The organism is Streptomyces sp. NPDC028308 (assembly GCF_055565855.1).
In genome coordinates, this window is record NZ_JBVHTO010000002.1 from 1 (window position 1) to 21,400 (window position 21,400).

General features: G+C 69.4%; 16 protein-coding genes and 2 pseudogenes. 14 read left to right on the plus strand and 4 right to left on the minus strand.

Going from position 1 to position 21,400, the window contains the following annotated elements; all coding sequences use genetic code 11:
- Nucleotides 1–204, plus strand: a pseudogene (locus ACZ4VA_RS04215) (hypothetical protein); the annotation flags it as partial.
- A gap of 301 nt (nucleotides 205–505) precedes the next feature.
- Complete coding sequence (locus tag ACZ4VA_RS04220; RefSeq protein ID WP_468079654.1) at nucleotides 506–2,701, plus strand: SpoIIE family protein phosphatase; 2,196 nt, start codon at nucleotides 506–508, stop codon at nucleotides 2,699–2,701.
- 145 nt (nucleotides 2,702–2,846) lie between these two features.
- Here the strand turns inward: ACZ4VA_RS04220 and ACZ4VA_RS04225 are convergent, their stop codons facing one another.
- Entirely contained in the window at nucleotides 2,847–4,031 is a 1,185-nt protein-coding gene (locus ACZ4VA_RS04225) for a type III polyketide synthase (protein ID WP_356176102.1), read from the minus strand.
- Between the two features lie 687 nt (nucleotides 4,032–4,718).
- Here ACZ4VA_RS04225 and ACZ4VA_RS04230 point away from each other — a divergent pair.
- Both ACZ4VA_RS04230 and ACZ4VA_RS04235 read left to right on the plus strand, forming a co-directional pair.
- Nucleotides 4,719–5,696 (plus strand): S8 family peptidase, encoded by a 978-nt coding sequence (locus ACZ4VA_RS04230; RefSeq protein ID WP_356176099.1) that lies wholly within the window; start codon nucleotides 4,719–4,721, stop codon nucleotides 5,694–5,696.
- Nucleotides 5,697–6,105: 409 nt separating this feature from the next.
- Nucleotides 6,106–9,231, plus strand: coding sequence for a discoidin domain-containing protein (locus tag ACZ4VA_RS04235; RefSeq protein ID WP_468079657.1), 3,126 nt, complete (start codon nucleotides 6,106–6,108; stop codon nucleotides 9,229–9,231).
- 50 nt (nucleotides 9,232–9,281) lie between these two features.
- Here the strand turns inward: ACZ4VA_RS04235 and ACZ4VA_RS04240 are convergent, their stop codons facing one another.
- Together ACZ4VA_RS04240 and ACZ4VA_RS04245 are read right to left on the minus strand one after the other, a co-directional pair.
- A complete protein-coding gene (locus tag ACZ4VA_RS04240; RefSeq protein WP_389392658.1) occupies nucleotides 9,282–10,022 on the minus strand; it encodes a class I SAM-dependent methyltransferase in 741 nt (246 codons plus the stop codon).
- 114 nt (nucleotides 10,023–10,136) lie between these two features.
- Nucleotides 10,137–10,616: a winged helix-turn-helix transcriptional regulator gene (locus ACZ4VA_RS04245; protein ID WP_468079660.1), complete on the minus strand. Its 480-nt coding sequence runs from the start codon at nucleotides 10,614–10,616 to the stop codon at nucleotides 10,137–10,139.
- A gap of 100 nt (nucleotides 10,617–10,716) precedes the next feature.
- On the opposite strand from ACZ4VA_RS04245, the gene ACZ4VA_RS04250 reads away from it, so the two are divergent.
- The 5 genes from ACZ4VA_RS04250 (at nucleotide 10,717) to ACZ4VA_RS04270 (ending at nucleotide 15,803) form a co-directional block, all read left to right on the plus strand.
- On the plus strand, nucleotides 10,717–11,208 hold the full coding sequence (locus ACZ4VA_RS04250) for a PaaI family thioesterase (protein ID WP_468080293.1): 492 nt from the start codon (nucleotides 10,717–10,719) through the stop codon (nucleotides 11,206–11,208).
- Between the two features lie 319 nt (nucleotides 11,209–11,527).
- Nucleotides 11,528–12,163: a DUF1345 domain-containing protein gene (locus ACZ4VA_RS04255; RefSeq protein WP_468079662.1), complete on the plus strand. Its 636-nt coding sequence runs from the start codon at nucleotides 11,528–11,530 to the stop codon at nucleotides 12,161–12,163.
- 369 nt (nucleotides 12,164–12,532) lie between these two features.
- Nucleotides 12,533–15,097: an ATP-dependent Clp protease ATP-binding subunit gene (locus ACZ4VA_RS04260; RefSeq protein ID WP_468079664.1), complete on the plus strand. Its 2,565-nt coding sequence runs from the start codon at nucleotides 12,533–12,535 to the stop codon at nucleotides 15,095–15,097.
- 66 nt (nucleotides 15,098–15,163) lie between these two features.
- A complete protein-coding gene (locus tag ACZ4VA_RS04265; RefSeq protein WP_356176086.1) occupies nucleotides 15,164–15,442 on the plus strand; it encodes a hypothetical protein in 279 nt (92 codons plus the stop codon).
- A 283-nt stretch (nucleotides 15,443–15,725) separates the two neighbouring features.
- The gene (locus ACZ4VA_RS04270) at nucleotides 15,726–15,803 is read left to right on the plus strand and encodes a 50S ribosomal protein bL37 (RefSeq protein ID WP_373287922.1); all 78 of its coding nucleotides are present in this window, start codon (nucleotides 15,726–15,728) and stop codon (nucleotides 15,801–15,803) included.
- 133 nt (nucleotides 15,804–15,936) lie between these two features.
- Here ACZ4VA_RS04270 and ACZ4VA_RS04275 read toward each other — a convergent pair whose 3' ends face one another.
- Nucleotides 15,937–17,169 (minus strand): helix-turn-helix domain-containing protein, encoded by a 1,233-nt coding sequence (locus ACZ4VA_RS04275; protein WP_468079667.1) that lies wholly within the window; start codon nucleotides 17,167–17,169, stop codon nucleotides 15,937–15,939.
- 748 nt (nucleotides 17,170–17,917) lie between these two features.
- Here ACZ4VA_RS04275 and ACZ4VA_RS04280 point away from each other — a divergent pair.
- The 5 genes and pseudogenes from ACZ4VA_RS04280 to ACZ4VA_RS04300 all read left to right on the plus strand — a co-directional run bounded on the left by ACZ4VA_RS04280 (nucleotide 17,918) and on the right by ACZ4VA_RS04300 (nucleotide 21,379).
- Nucleotides 17,918–18,985: an NAD(P)H-dependent flavin oxidoreductase gene (locus ACZ4VA_RS04280; RefSeq protein WP_468079669.1), complete on the plus strand. Its 1,068-nt coding sequence runs from the start codon at nucleotides 17,918–17,920 to the stop codon at nucleotides 18,983–18,985.
- A 245-nt stretch (nucleotides 18,986–19,230) separates the two neighbouring features.
- On the plus strand, nucleotides 19,231–19,923 hold the full coding sequence (locus ACZ4VA_RS04285; RefSeq protein ID WP_355791464.1) for a hypothetical protein: 693 nt from the start codon (nucleotides 19,231–19,233) through the stop codon (nucleotides 19,921–19,923).
- Nucleotides 19,924–20,006: 83 nt separating this feature from the next.
- Nucleotides 20,007–20,222 (plus strand): annotated as a pseudogene (locus tag ACZ4VA_RS04290) (rhodanese-like domain-containing protein); the annotation flags it as partial.
- 39 nt (nucleotides 20,223–20,261) lie between these two features.
- Nucleotides 20,262–20,624, plus strand: a complete 363-nt coding sequence (locus tag ACZ4VA_RS04295) for a rhodanese-like domain-containing protein (protein WP_468080295.1) — start codon at nucleotides 20,262–20,264, stop codon at nucleotides 20,622–20,624.
- Nucleotides 20,621–21,379 carry a sulfite exporter TauE/SafE family protein gene (locus ACZ4VA_RS04300; RefSeq protein ID WP_389392665.1) on the plus strand — a complete coding sequence of 253 codons (759 nt, stop codon included), beginning with the start codon at nucleotides 20,621–20,623 and terminating at the stop codon, nucleotides 21,377–21,379. The genes ACZ4VA_RS04295 and ACZ4VA_RS04300 overlap by 4 nt, the downstream gene beginning before the upstream one ends.
- The last annotated feature ends 21 nt before the right edge of the window (nucleotides 21,380–21,400 follow it).

The following is a 21,400-nucleotide window of genomic DNA, read 5'->3' on the forward strand; positions in this document are numbered from 1 at the left end:
CACGCCGCGGACACCAGCCGCCTGGCCCACACCGTCCAGGCCGGCAACATCGGCTGGCCGTCCGCCCCGACCGCCGTCCCCGCGGGTGACATCGGCTGGCCCACCTCCCCCACCGCGATCCAGGCCGGCAACATCGGCTGGCCCACCGCACCCACCGCCGTCCCCGCGGGTGACATCGGGTGGCCGAATGTCGCCTCCGCCTGATCACGCCCGGGCTCTACCGCCACCTCGTGACGCCCCCGCCGGCCACCACGCCGCAGCGGGGGCCTCGACGTGGCCGATGGTCCGCAGAGGCCGGCCTGCACCGTGAACGGTTACACTGGGTGACGATCACATTTTCACCGTAAACGACACGAGCTGTCCACATTCACGTAACAATCAGCTGATGTGGGCGAAGCGACCCCTCGTGTTATTCAATGAGGTGTGTGTCGGGGGATCTCGGGGCTCCGTCGCACCGGTCCGAATAGTCGCCCCGGCGCCGCCCCGGGGATTGTGAGAGAGCCGCATGGACTCCACACCCTCGCCCTCCCCCTCCCCGTCGTCCTCATCGCCGTTCGACCTGGTCAGCAGTGCCCTCGGGCGCTACGTTCCGCGCGGTGGAGCGGCGACGGCCGGCGGCTCCGGCGATACGGCCAGTGGCTCTGGCGACGCGCGGGGCGACCGTGCCGCCCGCCCTCGCGTATCCGGCGATCCAGCAGCCGACCGTCAGGAGCAGATTCTCGGCGTGGTCAACCTGGACAGCGACCTGAAGATCACCCACTGCAATCTGGACGCCGTCGTGTTCGCGGGGCTGGACGTCACGGTCGGGAGTTCTTTCGCCGACCTTCTGCCTCCGGGGGACGTACCGACGGTCACGCGGCGGTTGCAGCAGGTCCTGGAGATCGGCGAGGCCCACGTCGCCCGCATCCAGCGACTACGACGCGGCGACGGGTCGGAGCTGGTCGTCTCCATGAGCATCCTGCCCGCAGCCGCGCCCCAGGAAGGCTTGACCGTCTCCCTGATCGCCATGGCCAAGCGGCTGCACCTCTACGCCGCCGAGACCGCGATCGGCACCTCGCTGGACATCGGCGAGACCGCCCAGTCGCTGGCCGAGTCCTTGTTGGCCTGGGGGGATGTGGCCGCCGTGGACCTCGACTACGCCGTGTGGACGGGTGAAGGAGTCACCGACAAGGCGCAGGGACGCATCCGGCTACGACGGGCGGCTCTGGTGCCCGACTGGGTATGGCCGGAGGGGTACGTGACTCCGGGTGACGATCTTCCGAGCGACGCGAGTCGCCTGCTGGCGCAGGCGGTACGTCGCAATGATTCGCCGCAAGCCATCGTCATACCCGAGCGGGAGGCCATCAGGCGCCTGCTCGGCAGCCCGCGGGTGATACGCGCCCTGGTGCCGGGCGACCGGTCGGCGAGCGTGGCATGCCTCCCGCTGGTCCTGGACGGCACGCCGCCCGTCGTACTGGGCGTGGCGGAGGTCTGGCGGCGGGCGGACATCCCCTTCCAGGACAGCGAGCTGTTCGACCTGCAGGAACTGGTGGCCAGGACCGCCCATCACGTCGATCTGGCCCGTCAGCACCAGCGCGAACACACCCAGGTGCTGGCGTTGCAGCGCCGACTGCTGCCCCGGACGGGCGGCAACACCATGGAGATCGCCAGCGTCTATCAGCCCGCGACCCCGGACAGCGCGGGCGTCGGCGGGGACTGGGTGAACAGCTTTCCGCTGCCGGACGGCCGTACCGCACTGGTGGTCGGCGACGTCGTAGGCCACGGACTGGGAGCCGCGGCGACCATGGGCCAGCTGAGCATGGAGGCCCGCGCGCTCCTGTCGGCGGGACTGGCACCCGACGAGGTGCTGGAGCACCTGGACAAGACCGTCACGCTGCTGGACGACGCGGAGTCCGGACTGACGGCCGGCTACAGCGCCCTCGGCTCCACCTGCTGCATAGCGCTCTACGACCCGGTGAGCCATCAGGTGGCGCTCTCCAGCGCGGGTCACCTCCCCCCGGTTCTGGTGCTTCCGACCGGCCGCGCGGGGCCGCTCGCGGTGAGCCCACACCCCGGTCTCGGCGCCGAGTTCGCTCTACGGGAACCGTTCGACGTGTACACGTTCAGCGCGCCTCCGGGCTCCCTGCTCGCCCTGTACACCGACGGCCTCGTGGAGGATCCGGCCCTCTCGATCGACGATGGGATCGGCAAACTGGCGGAAGTCCTGTCCACGGTGCATCCCTGGGACACCCTGCAGCAGGCCGCGCGGCACGTCGTCTCCACTCTGGCACCCGGGCGTCAGCGCGACGACATCACCCTGCTGCTCGTGCGGATGATCGGCTACCGCAAGGAGGACACCGCGACCTGGCGGCTGCCCGCGCGCGACGACGCTCCTGCCCGAGCCCGTGCGCACGTCTCCACACTGCTGCGGCAATGGCGCGCCCGGAACGACGTACGGGACGATGTGGCTCTGATGGTCAGCGAGCTGGTCACCAACGCGGTGCGCTTCGCATCCGGTCCCGTCACCGTACGACTGATCAGGGCCGGTCACGGCCTGCTGTGCGAGGTCGGCGACACCGGCAACGGCAGGCCGCGTCTGCGCAGGGGCGACCTGCTCGACGACGGAGGGCGCGGGCTGCAGATCGTGCACAGGCTCACCACGCGGTGGGGGGTGCGGTGGACCGACACCGGCAAGGTGGTCTGGGCGGAAGTCGCGAGGTGACGCCCTCGCGCCGAGCCGTACGCCGCCCAGCGCCCCGCGCCAACAGGGCGGCAGACGCGTCAGCCGACGGAGTCCTCGGGGACACCCGTGGCCCGAACGGTGACGCGAGCGACCCGGTCACGAGCGCGGGCGGGTTCGGCACGCACTACAGCCACTCCCCCTCGAGGGCGGTGGCGGTGAGGCCGGGTGCCGCGGCGTACAGGACGGCGCGACTGCCCGGCTTCTGCCCGGCGTCGTGCGCCCGCCGCAGGATGTCGAACACGGCGGCGCCTCCTCGATTGCCGCTCGTGTAGCTGTCCCGGCTGTAGTCCAGCAGCCCCGACGGCCACATCTCAGGCATGGTCTGCTCCATGTACTCCAGCACCCGCGTCCCGCCGGGGTGCGCGAGCAGCACGTCGGGGTGCCAGGACTCCGGGTCGTCCTCGTAACGGACGCGCAGCCACTCCCACATCGCGTTGACCGTCTCCTGTACGGCGCGCGGCCCTCGCCGGTCCATCACGAAGTGGGCGCCGTCCTCCCGCGTGTCCAGGCGGTGCAGGTCCTGGGTGCCGGGCAGGGTGTGGTGCCAGGCGGCGTCCAGTCGCAGCACCGACTCACGCCTCGGCCGACCGGTGACCACCGCGGCGACCGCGGTGTCGGCGAACAGCAGGCGGACGATCAAGGACTCCAGGGTGTCGTCGGCGGGCTGGTAGGTCGTGCTCAGCGCCTCCGAGATCACCACCAGCACCACCCGGTCGGGATCCGCGGCCACGAGCTCCGCCGCCAGGGCCAGGGAACGGGTCCCCGCGACACAGGCCCACTGCGTCGCCGGCAGGAGCATCACATCGTTGCGGAGCTCCAGCTTGTTGGCCAGGGACACGTCCAGACCCGGCAGCGCCGGGGTGGTGGAATGACTGGTGATCAGGCAGTCGACATCCGAGGCGTCCAGTCCGGCGATCTGCAGCGCCCCGCGCGCCGCACGCTCCCCGTAGGCCTGCACGGCCTCCCAGGCCGGAGCGGTGCGCTCCTGGACGGTCTGCGGCGCGGGTATCGCCTCGAGAGCGGCGATGACGCGCTCCACGTCCTGCTGGGTGAACCCTTCGCGCGCCAGAGCGCTTTGGGCGGGTCCGGTGCCGACGGCCCGCAGCCCGCCGCCGCTGCCGGGGGCGACGGCGGTCTCCAGCGGCAGCATCCACCCGCGGGTCGCTATACCCGTGCTGGCCGCGATGCCGTCCATCCGCGACTCCCACGCCGCATGCGGATGCCGGTCACGAACCTCCGCAACGATCTGGCTGGTCTCCACGGCGTGCTCACCGTGTATCACGGCAGGAGGACAGAGGTATGCGGCCATGATGAGCACCTTTCCAGGGGAACAGAGAGGATCGTCAGGAGGGCTGCGCCATGGGCCACTTCGGAACGTCGGGCCTGTACCGATGGGCTCCGTCACGGGAGGCGCTGTCTCCGTCGAGCATGGACGCCAAAGGGACATTTCCGCTGTGACCTACACAACTTGAGCACTGATTTCAGGGCGTGATTCGGCACACACCGGCAGGAAAGACTCACCCCACCCGCGCTACTGGTCCCACCTGACTCGGCATCAGCCACCCTGCACAACGGTCCGCACCCGATACCGTCGGGCCAACGGCTCTCCGCTCGTTCGAAGTCGTCGACTACGGCGCCACAGTCGCCCACAAAAGCGCTCACAGACCGCTCGCTAGCTGACTACGCGCCAGGACGCGCCCCCTCGCCGAGCCGGCCCAACGCCCGGAACGACTTGCCCATACGTGGTCCCGCGCAATCCGCCGCAGGACTGTCCCGCGCAAGCCGCCGGAACCGCCCGCCCCCGGAGGTCGTCTTGGGCGCTGACTGCGTGCGAAACAGGATGACGGGGGACGTTGTGACGCGGAACGTGACGAAGGCCGGTCTCATGATGGTGGCCGTGGTGACCGTACTCGGGGCCTCGGCCTGCGGAGGCGCAGCCGGCACCGCGGCAGCGCGGAAGGACGGGGCGCGGCCCGCGCACGGGAGCGAGAAGTCAGTGGCGCCCTCGCGAGACGGGGTGCCGTCGGACCCGGCGTCGGCGGGCGCCGAGCAGGACTTGTCCGCCGTCGCGCAGGCTGCGGCAGGGCCCGTCACCCGGCAGGTGCCGTGGAACCTGGACATCCTGGACCAGCGGTCGCGGCCCCTGAACGGAAAGCTCACCACCACGGCAACCGGCAAGGGCGTCCACGTCTACGTGATCGACACCGGGATGGACATCGCCCACAAGGAGTTCGGCGGACGCGGTCACCTCGGCGCCGACTTCGTGGGGCCGAAGGACTCCGGTGACTGCTTCAACGAGGAGGGCACGGGTCACGGCACGTTCGTGGCGGGCATCATCGGCGGGGCCAAGTACGGGGTGGCACCGAAGGCGGATCTCGTACGGGTTCAGGGCATCGTGTGCGAGAGCGACGGAGGCGGCTCCCCGGCGGCGGCCGAGGCGGCCGTCGTCAAGTCGGTCAAGTGGGTCACCGCGCACGCGAAGAAGCCCGCGGTGGTGAACATGTCGCTGAACCTCGACCACCGGTCGCCGGCACTGGAGTCAGCCGTCAAGAAGATGGTCGACGCGGGAATCCCGACGGTGGTGGCGGCCGGCAACTTCCATGACGACGCCTGCAAACACTCCCCGGCCGGCGTCCCTGGCACGATCGTCGTCGCGGCCGCCACCGCCAACGACCGCCCATGGAACGACGGTGGCAGCTACGGATCCGGTTACGGACGCTGCGTGGACCTGTACGCCCCAGGCCAGAAGGTGACCGCCGCTCTCGCAGGTGGCGGCAAGGTCACCCAGAACGACGGCGCAACGTCCTGGGCGGCACCGCACGCGACCGGCGTGATCGCCCTGTACCTGTCGGCACACCCCCACGCCACGGCCAATCAGGTCCACGTCTGGCTCGACCACACGGCCACCCACGGTGTCCTGCACGGCGTACGCTCCGACACCCCCAACCGGCTGCTCAACACCGGGGGCCTCTGAGGTGCCCTCGACGTGAGACGAGGGGTCTCCGACGAACATGGCGCCCTGCTGAAGCCCTCCCGCCGGATACGGTTGCGGTGGTTGGGGCCGGTTGCGTTTTGCGGTAGGGCGTACGACAGAGGGGCTCCCCCCCCTCGCACTGCATTCCCCGCCGGACTTGAGCCTGCGCGCTGGCTGGTGGCGGGCGCCCTCGAACACCTCCGCGTACTCCGCAGCTCCGGAGACCTCCACGCGGAATGGCCTCATTGAGGTCGGTTGGGCGTCCGCCTTCGCGCGCCCGCTCAGGACGAGGCCGTGGACGGCCTCGGAGTCACCCCACTCCCGTCGCACCCCTTGACGCATGGCCGATTCCGGACGAACAATTTCGGGCATCCGTTTGACAACGTTGTCTTATCGAAAGGCGCCCAGCGTGCCCGATGCTTCCCTCTCCGTCGACCGCCGCCGTTTCGTCCAGCTTCTCGGCGCGGTGGCGCTCGCGGCGACCGTCCCTGTCACCCTCGGCAGTGGCGCTGCGAGCGCTCAAGGACACCCTGGTGCGGCGCCCGACACCGTCGCGGACATCTACTACCGTGTTCTGCTGAACCACACACACTGGTCCGAGACACAGTGGGACGAAGCCCACGGCTACTACACGGCCAAGGACTTCGGCTTCGCCGTGGTGCTGGGCAACGCCGTCCTCCTCACCCACGGCAGCTACGACAGCGACCGCGCCGGCGTCGACGAGAAGACACTCAAGGCCCGGACCATAGCCACGATCCAGCACTTCGCCGCGTCGAACCGGCTCACCGGCGGCACCCAGTGGGGCCGGACGCTCTTCTTCGACACCACCTTCCAGCTCTACTTCGTCCTGGCGGCCCGGCTGTTGTGGGACGAGCTCGACGCGGCCACCCGTACCAACGTCGACACCATCGCCCGCGAACAGGCCGCCTACACCACGGGCTTGGGAACGGGGAACGACCCGAACTCCGGCAGCTGGACCCCGAACGGCCTGCTCGGTGGCCATCAGGGCGACACCAAACTGGAGGAGATGGGCGTCTACGCGCAGTCCCTGGCCCCCGGACTGGCCTGGGCCACGGACGACGCCCGGCACGCGGACTGGGACAAGGTCTTCGGCACCTGGTCACGCAATGAGACCGGCCTGCCCCAGGCGGACCTGGTCAACCCGGCCCGTGTCGACGGTGTCCCCGTCTCCGACAACACCGCCCGCAACCTGTACGACACCTTCATCGTCGAGAATCACGGCTCCTTCGGCCCGCACTACCAGCAGGAGCTGTTCCGCACGTCCGGCCGAAACGCCGCCCATTTCATCACCGCCGGACGCCCGTTGCCCCAGGTGCTCACCAACCAGCCGAACGCGGACGAGCTGTGGCGCACCCTCCTCGGGGTGATGAGCGACGCCGGCGAGCCGCTGATGCCGATGGTCAACGACCGTGAACACCTCTACGGCCGTGACGTCATCCCGCTCGCCTTCCTCGCCCAGGTGGGCGGGGACCGCGCCGCGGCCCGGGCGGAACTGGCCCTCGCCGAACGGCTGGAGTCGTACCAGAAGTACCCGCCGGAGTACCGGCTGGCGAAGTTCTCCGGGGAGCCCAAGTACGAGCCGGAGGCGCGCGCGGAGGTGGCCATCAGCTACCTCCTGCACCTGTGGGCGGCGGACCATGACCGCACCGTCCGGCCCCTGTCCGCGGAGGAACTGTTCGAACACGCCTCGGGAGTCACCGACTTCGGCGCCGCCCCCGGTCTCGTGTCCCACCAGTCGGCCGGCGCCTGGGCCGGCGCCGTGACCAAGCCCGGCTTCGTGAAGTTCGCCTGGCAACCGGCCCACGACAACTGGCTGTTCAAGATCAGCGGTGCCAACCCCATGTTCCTGCCCAGCACCGCCGCTCAGGTCACCGGCCGCGAGGTGAGGACGTACACCAAACTGCGCGACGGGTTCGACGGAAGTGCCACGGCGCTGCGTCTGAGTACCGGCCAGGCCGGGCTGACCACCTTGCCCTCGGGTGCGGTCGTCTACGCGACGACCGGCGTCGCGGCGGGAGAGGGACACCTCGAAGTCCACAACCTCACCATGCCGGGCATGGCAGGTCTGACGGGTTCCCGCACCTACCGCTTCGCGGAGGGCACCGCCACCGTGAAGGCGCAGGACGCCGGGCCGGCCGGCGCCTCGCCGCGCGTGGACGAGGTCGTCTTCACGCGGACCGAGGTCAGGCACCTGCGCATGACCGGCGTCCTGCCCGACCCGACGTACGGCTACTCGCTCTACGCCTTCGAGGCCCGCGACGGCGTGAACGGCACCGACCTCGCCCGGAGCGGGACCGCGACCGCGTCCTCGTACGACCCCGGCAAGGAGCCGAAGTTCGCGGTGGACGGGAACGCCACGACCCGCTGGGCGGTGTCGAGGGCCGACCGGCCCCGGGCCGACAGTTGGATCGCCGTCGATCTCGGCGCGGCCCAGGCGGTGGACCGTGTCACGCTCCGCTGGGAGGCGGCCGCCGGACGTGCCTACACCGTGCAGGGCTCGACGGACGGCCAGAAGTGGACCGACCTCGTCTCCTGGCCCGAGCCCGACGTCTCGAGCAAGGGCGGCTGGATCGACGTCGACGGTCGCGCCGGCCTCGTCGTGCGGGGCTCGGAGCAGCCCCTGGCGGTGTACGGCGACACGGTCGTCCTGGCCGACGGTGCGGCGTCGCCCCTGCTGGCCGAGGGCTATCCCGGCATAGCCACGGACAAGCTCCGTGACCTCGCCCGCCGTGACACACCACGGGCCCAGGACGACGGCGTCCGCGCGGCTCTCACCGAGGACCATCTCAGTCTGTTCAACCTGACCGACAGGAGGATCGCGACCCGCGTCGACATACCGCAGTCCGGCATGCGCACGGTCCTGTTCGAGGGGCACCAGACCCTCACCGCCGACGGCAGCGCCTACGAGGCGCAACTCGACGCCGCCACGGCCGAGTTGCTGCCCCCGCGTATGGTGGTGAGCCCCGTCCTCGGACGGCAGCTGCCCGTCGGCTTGCGGGCGGAGGTCGTGGACGCCGCGACCGTGCGGCTCACCGGGCCGTCCTGCACCCTGCGGGTGAGCGGTCAGAACCGTACCGAGGTGGCCGTGGTCCGCGCGGGTCGCACCACCACGGTCACACTGCGGGGCGCCGAGGCCTACCCGCTGGACGACCTCGCCCTGGGCCGCACGGTCTTCCCGACCAACCCGCTCCCGCCCGGCATGTCGGCCCCGTCGGCCGCTGTCGACGGTGACCCGCACACCGCGTGGACGCCCGGGCCCGACGGCCGTATCGTCGTCGACCTCGGCGCCGAGCACACCGTCCGGGAGATCCGTACCGTGTGGACCGGAGGTCACGTCCCCGGCCTCAAGGCGGAACTCAGCAGCGACGGTCTCACCTACACGCAGGCCGGCCCCCTCACCGGGCACGGCCGGACCCGCGAACTCACCGTCGACGCCACCGCTCGCTACGTGGCTCTGGCGACCGACGCGGGGCGGCGGGGTGACGCCCGGCTCACCAGCCTCTCCGTGCGCTGACGGACGACGCCACACGGCGAGGGGATGCCTTCCCCTCGCCGTGGCGGGACTTACGGTTTGTGGGTGACCCAGAGCAGTTCCGCCGGCCAGCGGTGTGCCCAATCGAGTGGGTCGGTTTCGTTGTAGCCGTTGGGTGTTCCGGGTTCGGGCCGCGGCTCGATGAGGTCGTCGATGACGAGACCCGCGCCGCGCAGGACCCTGACCCAGTCGCCGTAGGTGAGCTGATAGCTGGTCGCGCCGTCGCCCTCGGCGATGGTGTTCAGTCCGAAGTAGTCCCGCTGCAGCGTCGGGGTCACCAGGCTGGCTGCTTCGTCGTAGCAGGCCTCGAACCAGGGGCTGGCGACGTTGAACACCAGGCGCCCGCCACGGCGCAGGACGCGTGCGGCCTGCGGGACCGCCAGGTGCGGGGGCGCCCAGCTGAGCCCACCGAAGTCGCAGAACACCAGGTCGAAACTGCCGGCGGCGAAGGGGAGTTGTTCGGCGGCACCTTGCACCAGCGGGTAGCTGGCCGCCGCCATCGCACGGGCCGCTGCCGCGAGTTGGGCTTCGGACACATCGAGCCCGACCACGGTTGCACCCTCGGCAGCCAGTGCCCTGGACCACTGGCCGGCGCCGCAGCCGAGTTCAAGGACACGCTTGCCGGCGACATCGCCCAGGGCGTGAAGGTGCGTGTCAGGGATGGAGTACATGCCCCACAGCCGCGGTGCAGCGCCGATCTGCGGGTCGTGCCCGTGCTGGTAGTCGCTGCTGATCCGGTTCCAGAACCGCCGGTTGGCGGGGATGCTGTCCACCGGCCGACTCCAGCACCGCCGGCCGGGAGTGGTCAACACGATTACGGCACAGAGCGACTTTGACCTCGGTCTGTCCCTGGCCCGGCCCACGACGTCGGACGAACCCTGGCCCACTCAGGGGGCGGTACCGTCCGCGCGCTTCGCGGAGGGGCCGGGACGGGTGCGCGCGTCGGGCGGGATCAGTTCGCCGTGCCCCGCGGTGCAGACGACCACGGTGCGGACCTGCTCGCCGCAGCCGTCGTGGACGACCTCCAGGGGCGGGCCCTCGGGATCCGCCGTGTAGCGGTCGCCCCACTGCTTCAGAGCGATCATGGCGGGCCACAGCTCCCAGCCTTTACGGGTGAGCCGGTACTCGTGCCGGGTACGGCTGCCCGGTTCGCTGTACGGGACCGTGTCCAGGATCCCGGCCGCGACGAGCTTCCGCAGCCGGTCGGCCAGCACACTCTCGGACAGCCCTACGTGCCGGCGGAAGTCGTCGAACCGCCGCACGCCGTTCATGCAGTCACGCAGGACCAGCATCGACCACTTCTCGCCGATCAGGTCGAGCGTCCGCTGGACCGTGCAGTTGTCGGTACTGGTGTCGAGCCACGTCATGGAGCCCATCGTAGGCTGGCTGTGTCATTGACAGCCAGGTCCCGCTCTAGCTAACTTCGAAAAAAGAAGGCAGATGAGGTCGATCGAAACGGGGAGCGTCATGGGCAGGTCACGCACGTACGACTGGGAGGACCCGTCCATCTCCGCGTCCGCCGTCGGCCACTACAGCGGCCTCGACTTCCTCCGCGAGGTGCAGGCCGGACGCCTCCCGGCGCCACCGATCGCCGCCACCCTCGGCATGAGGCTCGAAGAGGTCGAGCACGGCCGCGCGGTCTTCTCCCTGATTCCGGGAGAGGAGCACTACAACCCCATCGGCAGCGTCCACGGCGGGGTGTACGCCACACTGCTCGACTCCGCCGCGGGGTGTGCCGTGCAGTCCGTGCTGCCACCGGCCATGGGCTACACGTCGCTGGACCTGACCGTGAAGTTCCTGCGGCCGGTCACCGTGGACACAGGCAGGATCCGCGCGGTCGGCACGGTCCTGAACAGCGGCCGCCGTACGGCCCTCGCCCAGGCGGAACTCCTCGACGAAACCGACCGGCTGCTCGCCCACACCACCAGCAGCTGCCTGCTGTTCCCCGTCCCCGTCTGAGGTCCACGCGATTGAACGGCGGCAAGGGGTACACCCCTCCAGGTACTGCCGTACGGCCTCGAGCCTCCCGGTGCCGATGACCTGCGCGGACGAGGTCCACCACGACCACTTCCACCGTGCCCCGGGCGGTCTGCACCAGCGCCACGGGCCGGCCGATCCCTCCGCGGCCACGACCGGCAGGATGGCACCATCCGAGTACTTCGTCCGTACCCGATGGACGTCGGTCCACGCGGTGGGGTGCCTCCCGACGCCAGAGCCCTCGCCCGCCTGCTCGTTCCCGCCGGGCTGCGGCGTCGCAACGGGACTAACGTGGCGGTGTATGAGGATGAGGCTCCCCCTGGACGCGGTGCCGCGACTCACTGGCGCGGTCGTGCTCGGCGCCGCCGTCGGAGTGGCCGTGGGACTGCCGACCGACGTGCTGCTGGGACTGCTGGCCGGGATCGCCGCGACGGAACTCTTCTTCGTGATCGCGGGCTGGGTGGTGCTGTGGCCCATGGACGCGGCGGCGACACGGCGCAACACGCGGCGCGAGGACTTCCGGCCCGTGACCGACGAGTTGGTGGTGGTGACGGTCGCACTGTGCGGGCTGTTCGCCATCGTGCTGTTGCTCGTGCGCGGAGGCAGGGCGGGCGACGGACACGCGGCTGCCGCCACGGCGCTGTGCTGCGTCTTCCTGGCCTGGTCCGCGCTGCACCTGATGTACGCCACCCGCTACGCCTACGTGTACTACGAGCACAACGGCGGCATCGACTTCAATTCCGACGCCCCACCCTCGTACCGCGACTTCTTCTATTTCAGCTACAACCTCGGAATGACCTATCAGGTCTCCGACACCGACGTGTCGAGTTCCGCGATCCGTTCCATCGTGCTCAGGCATTCGCTCCTCTCCTACGTGTTCGGCACCAGCATTCTCGCCTCGGCCATCAACGTCGTCGTGGGAATCGTCAGCGGCTGACACGCCGGACATCCCTCGGCCCTCATGTCTTCACGGCATCGGACGCCGGATCTCGTGCGGATTCTCCGGTACGCAGCAGATGAAGGAGGATCGGCCGACCGTCCCGCGTGTACCTCCAGGGTCCGTACGCGCCGACAGACGCTGACAGAGGCTGACAGACACGGTCTCGGCGGACCTGTGTCCGCTTTCCCTGTGCGCAGTCCTGTCCCGTCGGCTTGCCCAACGCGCTTTTCACGAGAGCGAGTTCACCGCATGCCGGTGAATTGCAGCGGCCGCCGGGACCGGCGTGGGCGACGTCCGCCTCCGGTTGCGGAGCCATGGGCCCCGCGAAATGGTGGAAAGTACTCATCGCCGCTCCGGGAGCTGCTCATGTCGATGTCGACGCACGGTTTCGGCTCGTCCGATCCTTTCGGCGAATTGCTGAACCGCTTCTTCGGTATGTCACCCGCGTCGTCCCCACCTGCGGTGCAGCGCGTGCCGATCGGGCGGCTGCTGACCGAGTCCTCGCAGGAACTGCTCAACCTGGCCGCGCAGCGGGCCATGGAGAACGGCACGACCGACCTCGACACGGAACACCTCCTCTGGGCCGCCACGAAGGTGGAGCCCTCGCGCTCCCTGCTGGCTCAGGCCGGGGTCGACCCCGACGCCCTCGCCGCCCAGCTGGCCGAGGTGCTGCCCAGGGACGCCAGCGAGCCGTCGTCGGAGCCGGGCCTCACCCCGGCGGCCAAACGCACCCTCACCACCGCCTACGCCCGCTCGCAGGCCGCCGGGGTCTCCTACATCGGCCCCGAGCACATCCTGGGCGCCCTGCTCGGTGACGCCGACAGCGGCGCCGCCCAGCTCATGCGCGGCGACGGCCAGGACGCACAGAAGCTGGCGGGCCTCTCGGAGAGGGCCGCACGCCAGGAAGGCCGCTCGTCCGCCGAGCCCGACAAGCCGGCGACCACCTTGGACGAGTTCGGGAGGGACCTGACCGACGAGGCCAAGGCGGGAAAGCTCGACCCGGTGGTCGGACGGGCCGAGGAGATCGAGCAGACCATCGAGATCCTCTCCCGCCGCTCCAAGAACAACCCCGTCCTCATCGGCGAGCCCGGCGTCGGCAAGACCGCCATCGTCGAGGGGCTCGCCCAGCGCATCGTCTCCGGTGACGTCCCCGAGACCCTGAAGGGCAAGCGCGTCGTCTCGCTCGACCTGTCCGGCATGGTCGCGGGCGCCCAGTACCGCGGGCAGTTCGAGGAACGTCTGAAGAAGGTCATCGAGGACGTCCAGGACTCGGAAGGCGAGATCATCCTCTTCATCGACGAACTCCACACCGTGGTCGGCGCGGGCGCGTCGGGCGAGGGCTCGATGGACGCCGGCAACATGCTCAAACCCGCCCTCGCACGCGGAGAACTGCACGTGGTGGGCGCCACGACCATCGATGAATACCGCAAGTACGTCGAGAAGGACGCCGCACTCGAACGCCGCTTCCAGCCGGTGATGGTCCCGGAGCCGACGGTCGAGGAGACCGTGCAGATCCTGGAGGGCCTGCGCGACGCCTACGAGGCGCACCACCAGGTCCGTTTCGCCGACGGTGCCCTCGCCGCGGCGGCCGAACTGTCCGACCGCTACATCAGCGACCGGTTCCTGCCCGACAAGGCGATCGACGTGATGGACCAGGCGGGAGCGCGGGTACGGCTGCGCAGCGCGAGCCGCTCGACCGAGGTCGCCGAACGCGAGGACCGCATCGCCAAACTGCGCCGCGAACGCGACCAGTCCGTAGCCGCGGAGGACTTCGACCGGGCGGGACAGCTGAAGCAGCAGATCGCCGACGCCGAGGGTGAACTCGCGGGCATCGAGGAGCGCCGAGCAGGCGTGGTGTCCGTGACTGCCCGGGACATCGCCGACGTCGTCTCCCGGCGCACAGGCATCCCCGTCTCCCAACTCACCGCCAGCGAGAAGGAGAAACTCCTCAAGTTGGAGGAGGAGATGCACTCCCGCATCGTCGGCCAGGACGAGGCCGTCACCGCCGTGTCCCAGGCAGTGCGCCGCAACCGCGCCGGCATGGGCGACCCCAACCGCCCTGTCGGCTCTTTCCTGTTCCTCGGCCCGACCGGCGTCGGCAAGACGGAACTGGCGAAGACCCTCGCCGCACTGCTCTTCGGCGACGAGGACCGCATGACCCGCTTCGACATGAGCGAGTTCCAGGAGAAGCACACGGTGGCCCGACTGGTCGGCGCGCCACCCGGATACGTCGGCTACGACGAGGCCGGCCAGCTCACCGAGAAAGTCCGCCGGCAGCCGTACAGCGTCGTGCTGTTCGACGAAGTGGAGAAGGCACACCCCGACATCTTCAACACGCTGCTCCAGATCCTCGACGACGGACGCCTCACGGACGGCCAGGGCCGCACCGTCGACTTCCGGCACTGCGTCGTGATCATGACGTCCAACATCGGCGCACATCTCATCCTCGACCACAAGGGTGACGTGTCCGAACTCAGGGACGTGCTGATGAACGAGTTGCGGACCCGGTTCCTGCCGGAGTTCCTCAACCGAATCGACGACATCATCATCTTCCACGGCCTCAGCGAGGACGATCTCGGCGAAATCGTCGAGCATCTGCTCGGTCGGAGCGAACGCCGGGTGCACGCGCAGGGCATGAAGCTGGAAGTGACGGACGCGGCCAAGAAGCTGCTCGTCGCCCACGGTCACCAACCCGAGTTCGGCGCACGCCCGTTGCGGCGGACCATCCAGACCGAACTCGACAACCGCATCGCGGAACTGCTGCTCAGCGGCGAGGCCGAGCGCGGCGACACGATCGTCGCCGACGTTCGGGACGACACCGTCTACTGCACCGTACGCAAGGGTGACGGCCCGGCGGACGAGGGCCGGGGGAACGGCGGGACCGCAGCCGAGCAGGACGGCACGACGGGCGACGGGACGGAGGACTCCTGACACCGAAAGGCATGCCCGGGACGGGCGCAATGACCACCCCGAGCAGTCCATTTGAGGAGGCTGCGCATGACGCACCACAAGCCCAACCGAGCTGTCGAAGGCGACCCGGAGCACGGCCACAGCAGGGGCATGCCCCGGCGGGTCGACGAGGACGAGCTCCAGGCGCGAACGGAACACGACCGGCGTGAGGCCGGTCTCCCGGGCGGGCCCACGGAGGACCCGGAGGACGAGTACCGGCAGGAGCGTGAGGAGATCGACCGCGAGGTCGGCACCGGTGAGATGCCCTCCGGCAAAGGCACCCGGCGCGAACGGGACCCCTTCCCACCGTCGCACTACGAGCGCTGAACGCACGACGACGCGGCCGATCGCGGGACCACCTGGGCGTGGTCCCGCGATCGGCCGCTGCGCCGCTTTCTTTGTCCGGCGGCCACACCGTCAACCGGTAGCTCCCCGGCTCGGTCCTATCGCCGACTCATCGGAGAAAGCAACTCTTCGTGACGTTCACATACAAGGAGTCACAATCGCGTCGATCCGAATCGCGACGAAATGTGATGTATGCAAGTGTGGAACGCGGTGTTCCCCGACCATCAGGACGCCTCGCGGTGTCCCCGGAGTGATGGAGTCCCGCATGTCCTCGAAGCGACGTCGGAAGAAGAAGAGCAGGCGCAAGCACGCAGCGAACCATGGGAAACGTCCCCAGTCCTAAGACGTTTCCGCACCGTCAGAAAGTCGGAGGCGGAGTCCCAGGCAGGCAACGGTAGCAACAGCAAGGTGCAATGCCGTAAAGCGCACCCTCTCCCCGCCACGCGATCCAGGACGCCCTGATCTTCTATCTGATGTCAGTTAGCGGTGGTTGCGTGGCGTGGGCTGTCGCCTGCGGCGAGGGACTCGGCGAGGATGCGCCAGATCTCCGCGGTCAGGTCGATGTTGGCATCGGCCTGCGCCTGTTCGGCCAGCACCCGCAGCCCCTGCACCCCACTGACGTCACCGGAACGGATCAGCAGCTGCTGACGCAGGATGTCCAGCCGGACCCGGTCCCGGTAGGTCATCCGCGGCTCGACCTCGGCCAGCTCCGCCAGCAGCACCCGAGCATCGTCATAACGGCCCGTCAGGAACGCCAGATCCGCCTTCAACGCCGTCAACTCCTGACGCAGACCCGCAGTCCCCACGAAGGCCAGGGCCGGCTCGGCCGCACGGACACACTCCTCAGCCGCCCCGGGATCAGGCGGCAGCTTCTGCAGATGCAGCCGCCCCGCCGCAAGACGCAACCGCAGCCACAACACCAAATCCAGCGCGCTGTCGAACCCCTCCAGCGCCTGCTGCAAATAGCCCTGGGCCGCCTGGTGATCGCCCTGGCGCAAGCGCACCGCCGCGGCCGTCCACATCGCCTCCGCCCACAACACATCCGAACGCCCCGCCACCAACGCGACCAGCTCATCGGCATGCGCCCGCGCGTCCGGCATCCGGCCCGCCTCGGCCTCCACCGACACCAACGCCAGCAACACTCCCGCCCGGTCCTCCACCTCCACACCCCCCTCCCTCGCCAACTGGTGCGCGGTCGTCGCGGCATCCAACGCGGCAGGAATCTCACCCAGCGACCGCAGACAGCGAGCGAAACGGGTCAGGCCTCGCACCCGCAACGCCACCACCCCCACGACCTCGCCCAGGCCGACGAGTTCCGCGAGGTCCTCACGCTCCCCCGCATGGTCACCCTGCACCCGCCGCCGCCCCGCCAACTGCCACAACGCCTGCCACCGCAACACCGGCGACTCATGCCCCTCCGCCCCCAAGGCCTCCCGCAACACCTCCAACGCCGAATCCGAACCCGTAGAAGCAACCAGCGTCAACGCATTCGCGAGCGACCCACCGGCAGGCTCCTCGAAGTCCGCCACCTCAAGACCCAGCCGCTCAGCCAAAAACGCCACAGCCCGCTCCGTCGGCTGACGAGCCCCCGACTCCAACCGCGACAAATACCCAGTCGACATCCCCTCCCCCACCAACGCCGTCTGCGACAACCCACGAGCCACCCGCAAACCACGAAGACGACGCCCAAAAGCAGGCTGACGCAACATAAAACCAATCCCTCACAGACACACAGTCAGAGCCAAGAGGCAAGGACAAGGGCAAGAGCACGGATCGGAGCAGGCGAGACACCGTCCGGGGCAACGGCCAGCCGCCACAGCCGACATGAGGCACGGGCACGGGCACGGGCAGAGAACGAGCAGCGATCGAAGCAAAGGGCAGCGACAGAGGGCTTGAGGGAAGGGGTAGCTCCAGGGGACCGGGACCGCCCCGAGCGTAGGTGCAGGGCAACCACCCGGCAATGTTTTGCCACACCCCCTGAACCCCACCTCGTGTCAACCTCACGAGCCTTTCATGCGTTCCTCAAGCGGTCCTTGACCAGCAACGCGCAGCATTTCAACGAGTAATGGCACAACCACGCCCCCAACCACCCAACCCACCACGGGAACCGTTCTCGTTCACCTCCACGGGAGACACCCATGACACCCCCGGTTCCCCACCAGCACCCCACCCGACACCCCCACACCCAGCCATCCGCACCGCCACCCAACACCAACACCAACACCGCCGACGAAGACGACATCGGCTGGCCTAAATAGCGCCCTACGTGCAGGTTTGGCATACGTTGAGCATGCGACACATGGAAAATAGTAGACCGGTCGGCTAATCTGCACCCACTGAACCCGTGCGCATGAGAACGAAAGGCCACCCCATGTCCACGCAACCTTCCACTGCCACCGCTCGCTCCAGCATCTCGCGTCACGTCCACGGCCCGACCGTCGCCCTGGAGGTGGCCGCATGAGCGATCCGGGCCGACTCGGGGAGCTGCTGGGCATCGACCACCCCATCGTCCAGGGCCCCTTCGGTGGCGGGCTCTCCTCCGTCGCCCTCGCCGCCGCGGTCAGCGAAGGCGGTGGCCTTGGTTCCTACGGCGCGCACCTCCTCACTCCCGACGAGATCACCGCACTCGTCACCGAATTCAAGGCGGCCACGAGCCGACCATTCGCAGTCAACCTCTGGGTGCCGCTGGAGGGCGAGCGCTCCGCAGTGCCCGACAAAGACGAGATCACCGCCCACATCGAGCGGCTCCGCCCCTACTACCAAGAACTCGGCGCCACTCCCCCTGCTTACGAAGTTGTCCAAACGCTGCCTGAGTTCGACGACCAGATCGACGCGCTCCTCGCCGCGGCGCCGCCTGTCATCAGTTTCGTCATGGGCATCCCTTCACGCCGTGTCATCGATGAGGCGCGCCGCCGAGGCATCGCCCTGATCGGCACGGCGACCACAGTGGACGAGGCTGTCGCCCTTGACGACGCAGGCCTCGACGCGATCGTGGCCTCGGGCAGCGACGCCGGCGGGCACCGCGGCGCGTTCCTCGCACCCGTGCACGAGTCGCTGGTCGGCACCTTCTCATTGGTGCCGCAGGTCGCCGATGCCGTGACCACGCCCGTCATCGCCGCGGGCGGTATTGCCGACGGCCGCGGAATCCGGGCGGCCCTCGCCCTCGGCGCCGACGCCGTGCAGATCGGCACCGCCTTCCTGGCCACCCGGGAATCCGGTGCGAGCGACGCCCACAAGCGTCAGCTCGGGACTCCGGCGGCCCGCACCACCGTCCTCACCCGGCTCTTCTCCGGTCGAACCGCCCGCGGCATTCCAAACCGGTTCGTCCGCGAAATGGCGGCACACGAGGACGTCGTGCCCCCGTACCCCATCCAGAACGCCCTGATGAGGCCCATCCGCCAATCCGCCGCCGCCCAGGGCAGGTTGGAGTATGTGAACCTGTGGGCCGGACAGGCGGCGGCAATGGCGGACAGCAACCTGGGAGCCCGAGAGCTCCTGGCGGAGTTGGTTGCACAGCTGGGTTGAAGTACGGCCATGACATGCATCACACCGAGGAGTTGTTGGGTCACAAAAGGCGAACGAGGCCCGCACGTGCCACGGACTCTTGCGCGACTCCATACCCCGAAGCATGTCAGCCTCCACAGCCCACCTGCTCGCCCGAAGCGGCAGTGCGCACGCTAGACGGCAGCACAATGCTTGTTCCTGAGCCCTCGGATCTGCCCGCTGGTCGGACTGGCAGGATGTCGGGGACCGAGCGAGCAGGGACGGGCATGCACACCTGGGATTTTCATGAGTGGCAGGCGGCGCTCGGCGCTTTGAGCCCTCGGGCAGCAGCGCTGGTCGGGTTGACGGCAGCTGAACGCGTCTCTGGGTGCCTTCACGATGAGCGCTTCCGGCGGCGTGGCCGTTCGGAAGCAGCGCTGGTCAAGGAGGTGCTCCAAGCGTGCTGGAACAGCTACGCCGGGGACGACTCCTCCCTCCTTCGGCTTCGGGAGCTCACCGATCAGCTAGACGAACTGTCCCGCGAGTATTTGACCTTGTCGCTGACTGATCTCTTCCACTCGTACGAGACTCTGCCCGAGGACAGCGCTGACGACGAAGGACTCGATGACGGAACGGCCGACCTGGAAGAGTTCCTGGAGGAGGCTGAGCCCGAGGGTGCCGTGATGATGCATCTGGACGCCCTGACGGCCGTATCAGAAGCAGCATCCGTCTGCGCGGGTGGGCCTTGGGATGGCGCGCTTCGCTGCCTGCAGATCGCCGCGATCGCGGCGAGTCAACATAGTCCTCGGCTCGCGGGGCCGGGCGTCGAGATTCAGCGGCAGCGCGAGGACCTTGCACTGGTCAAGGCTGCAGCGAGCACCGAGCTGAGCCGGGTGGCTGGTGATCTGCGGGGGCGCGCCCGGGCTGATGCCCTCGGGTGGAAGCAGGTCACGGAACAGCTTGATCTCCTGCACGACTGAATGTCGTCCAGCACGTGGAAGGCCACGGCCACAAGACGGGACATCGCCATCCAGTGGACTCCTGAGCCAGACCCCTTCCCTTCAACGGCTCCGTCCACATCCCGATCCACGAACTGCACGGCCGCCTCGGCGAGGTACCGGACGGGACGGTGTGGGTTCACTGCACCGGAGGGATGCGCGCGGCGATCGCCGCCTCCCTGCTCGACGCCGCCGGCCGCCATGTGGTCGCCATCGACGACGGCTTCGACGCCGCCGTCAAGGCAGGACTGACCCCCACCCGCACTGGCCGAACCGACTGATACGCCCAACCGCTCCACCTGCACGAAAGCGACCAAATGATGTTCTCGCTTCTCCGCCGCGGCCCCGGCCGCCTCACCCCCCAGACGGCCCACCAGCAGACCAACGACGGCACCGCCGTCCTGCTCGACGTACGCGAGACACCGGAGTGGAACGCCGGGCACGCACCCGGCGCGCTGCACCTGCCCCTTTCCCGTCTGGCGGCAGGGGCGTCACTCCCGGCAGCCATACAAGGCAGGACAGTGGTCACGATCTGCCGCTCCGGCCACCGCCCCCAGCAGGCCGCCAAGCTGCTGACGCAACGAGGAGTACGGGCCACGGACGTCACCGGCGGCATGGCCGCTTGGGCGCGCCGGGGCCTGCCGGTCACCGGCGAGAACGGCAGCAACGGCGTCATAGCGTGAGCGCGCTGATCCTGGCCTTGATCGCCGGAGCCGTGGTCGGACTCGCGCTCGGCTCGCTCGGCGGGGGCGGCAGCGTCCTGGCCGTCCCGGCACTGATCTACCTGCTCGGCTTCACACCGGCCGCCGCGACCACCGCCAGCCTGATCATCGTCACGGCCACCTCGCTCACCGCTCTTTACGCCCACTACCGCACCGGCACCGTCCGCTGGAAAGCCGGCGCCCTGTTCGCCGCGGCCGGCCTCCTGCCCGCGGCCGCAGCGGGAGCCGCCGCATCCCACCTACCCCAACCGGTACTGACCGCCGCGTTCGCTGCCGTCGCCGCACTCGCCGCCGTCACGATGCTCCGGCCCAGCCGCACCACCGCCGGCTCGGCAGCCACAGCCACAGAGGCACGGCCTGCCCGGGCCGCCGGAACCGGCGCGGGGCTGGGCGCGCTGACCGGTCTGCTCGGGGTCGGCGGAGGCTTTCTCGCCGTCCCGGCCCTGGTCACCGTGTTGGCGTTCGAGATGCAGGCCGCCGTAGGTACCAGCCTGCTGGTCATCTCGGCGAACTCGCTGGCCTCCCTGGCCACCCGCGGTGCCAGTACCGTCGGCGTCGACTGGGCGGTGATCGGCCCCTTCACGGGGGCGGCGATCCTGGGCGCCTGGGACGGCAAACGCCTGGCCGCCAAGGTCACGAGCACCTTGCTCCAGCGCACCTTCGCCGTCGCGCTGCTCGCCGTGGCAGCCTTCATGCTCGTCGACGCCCTCACCTGAGGACTCAGACCGGTGATCGGC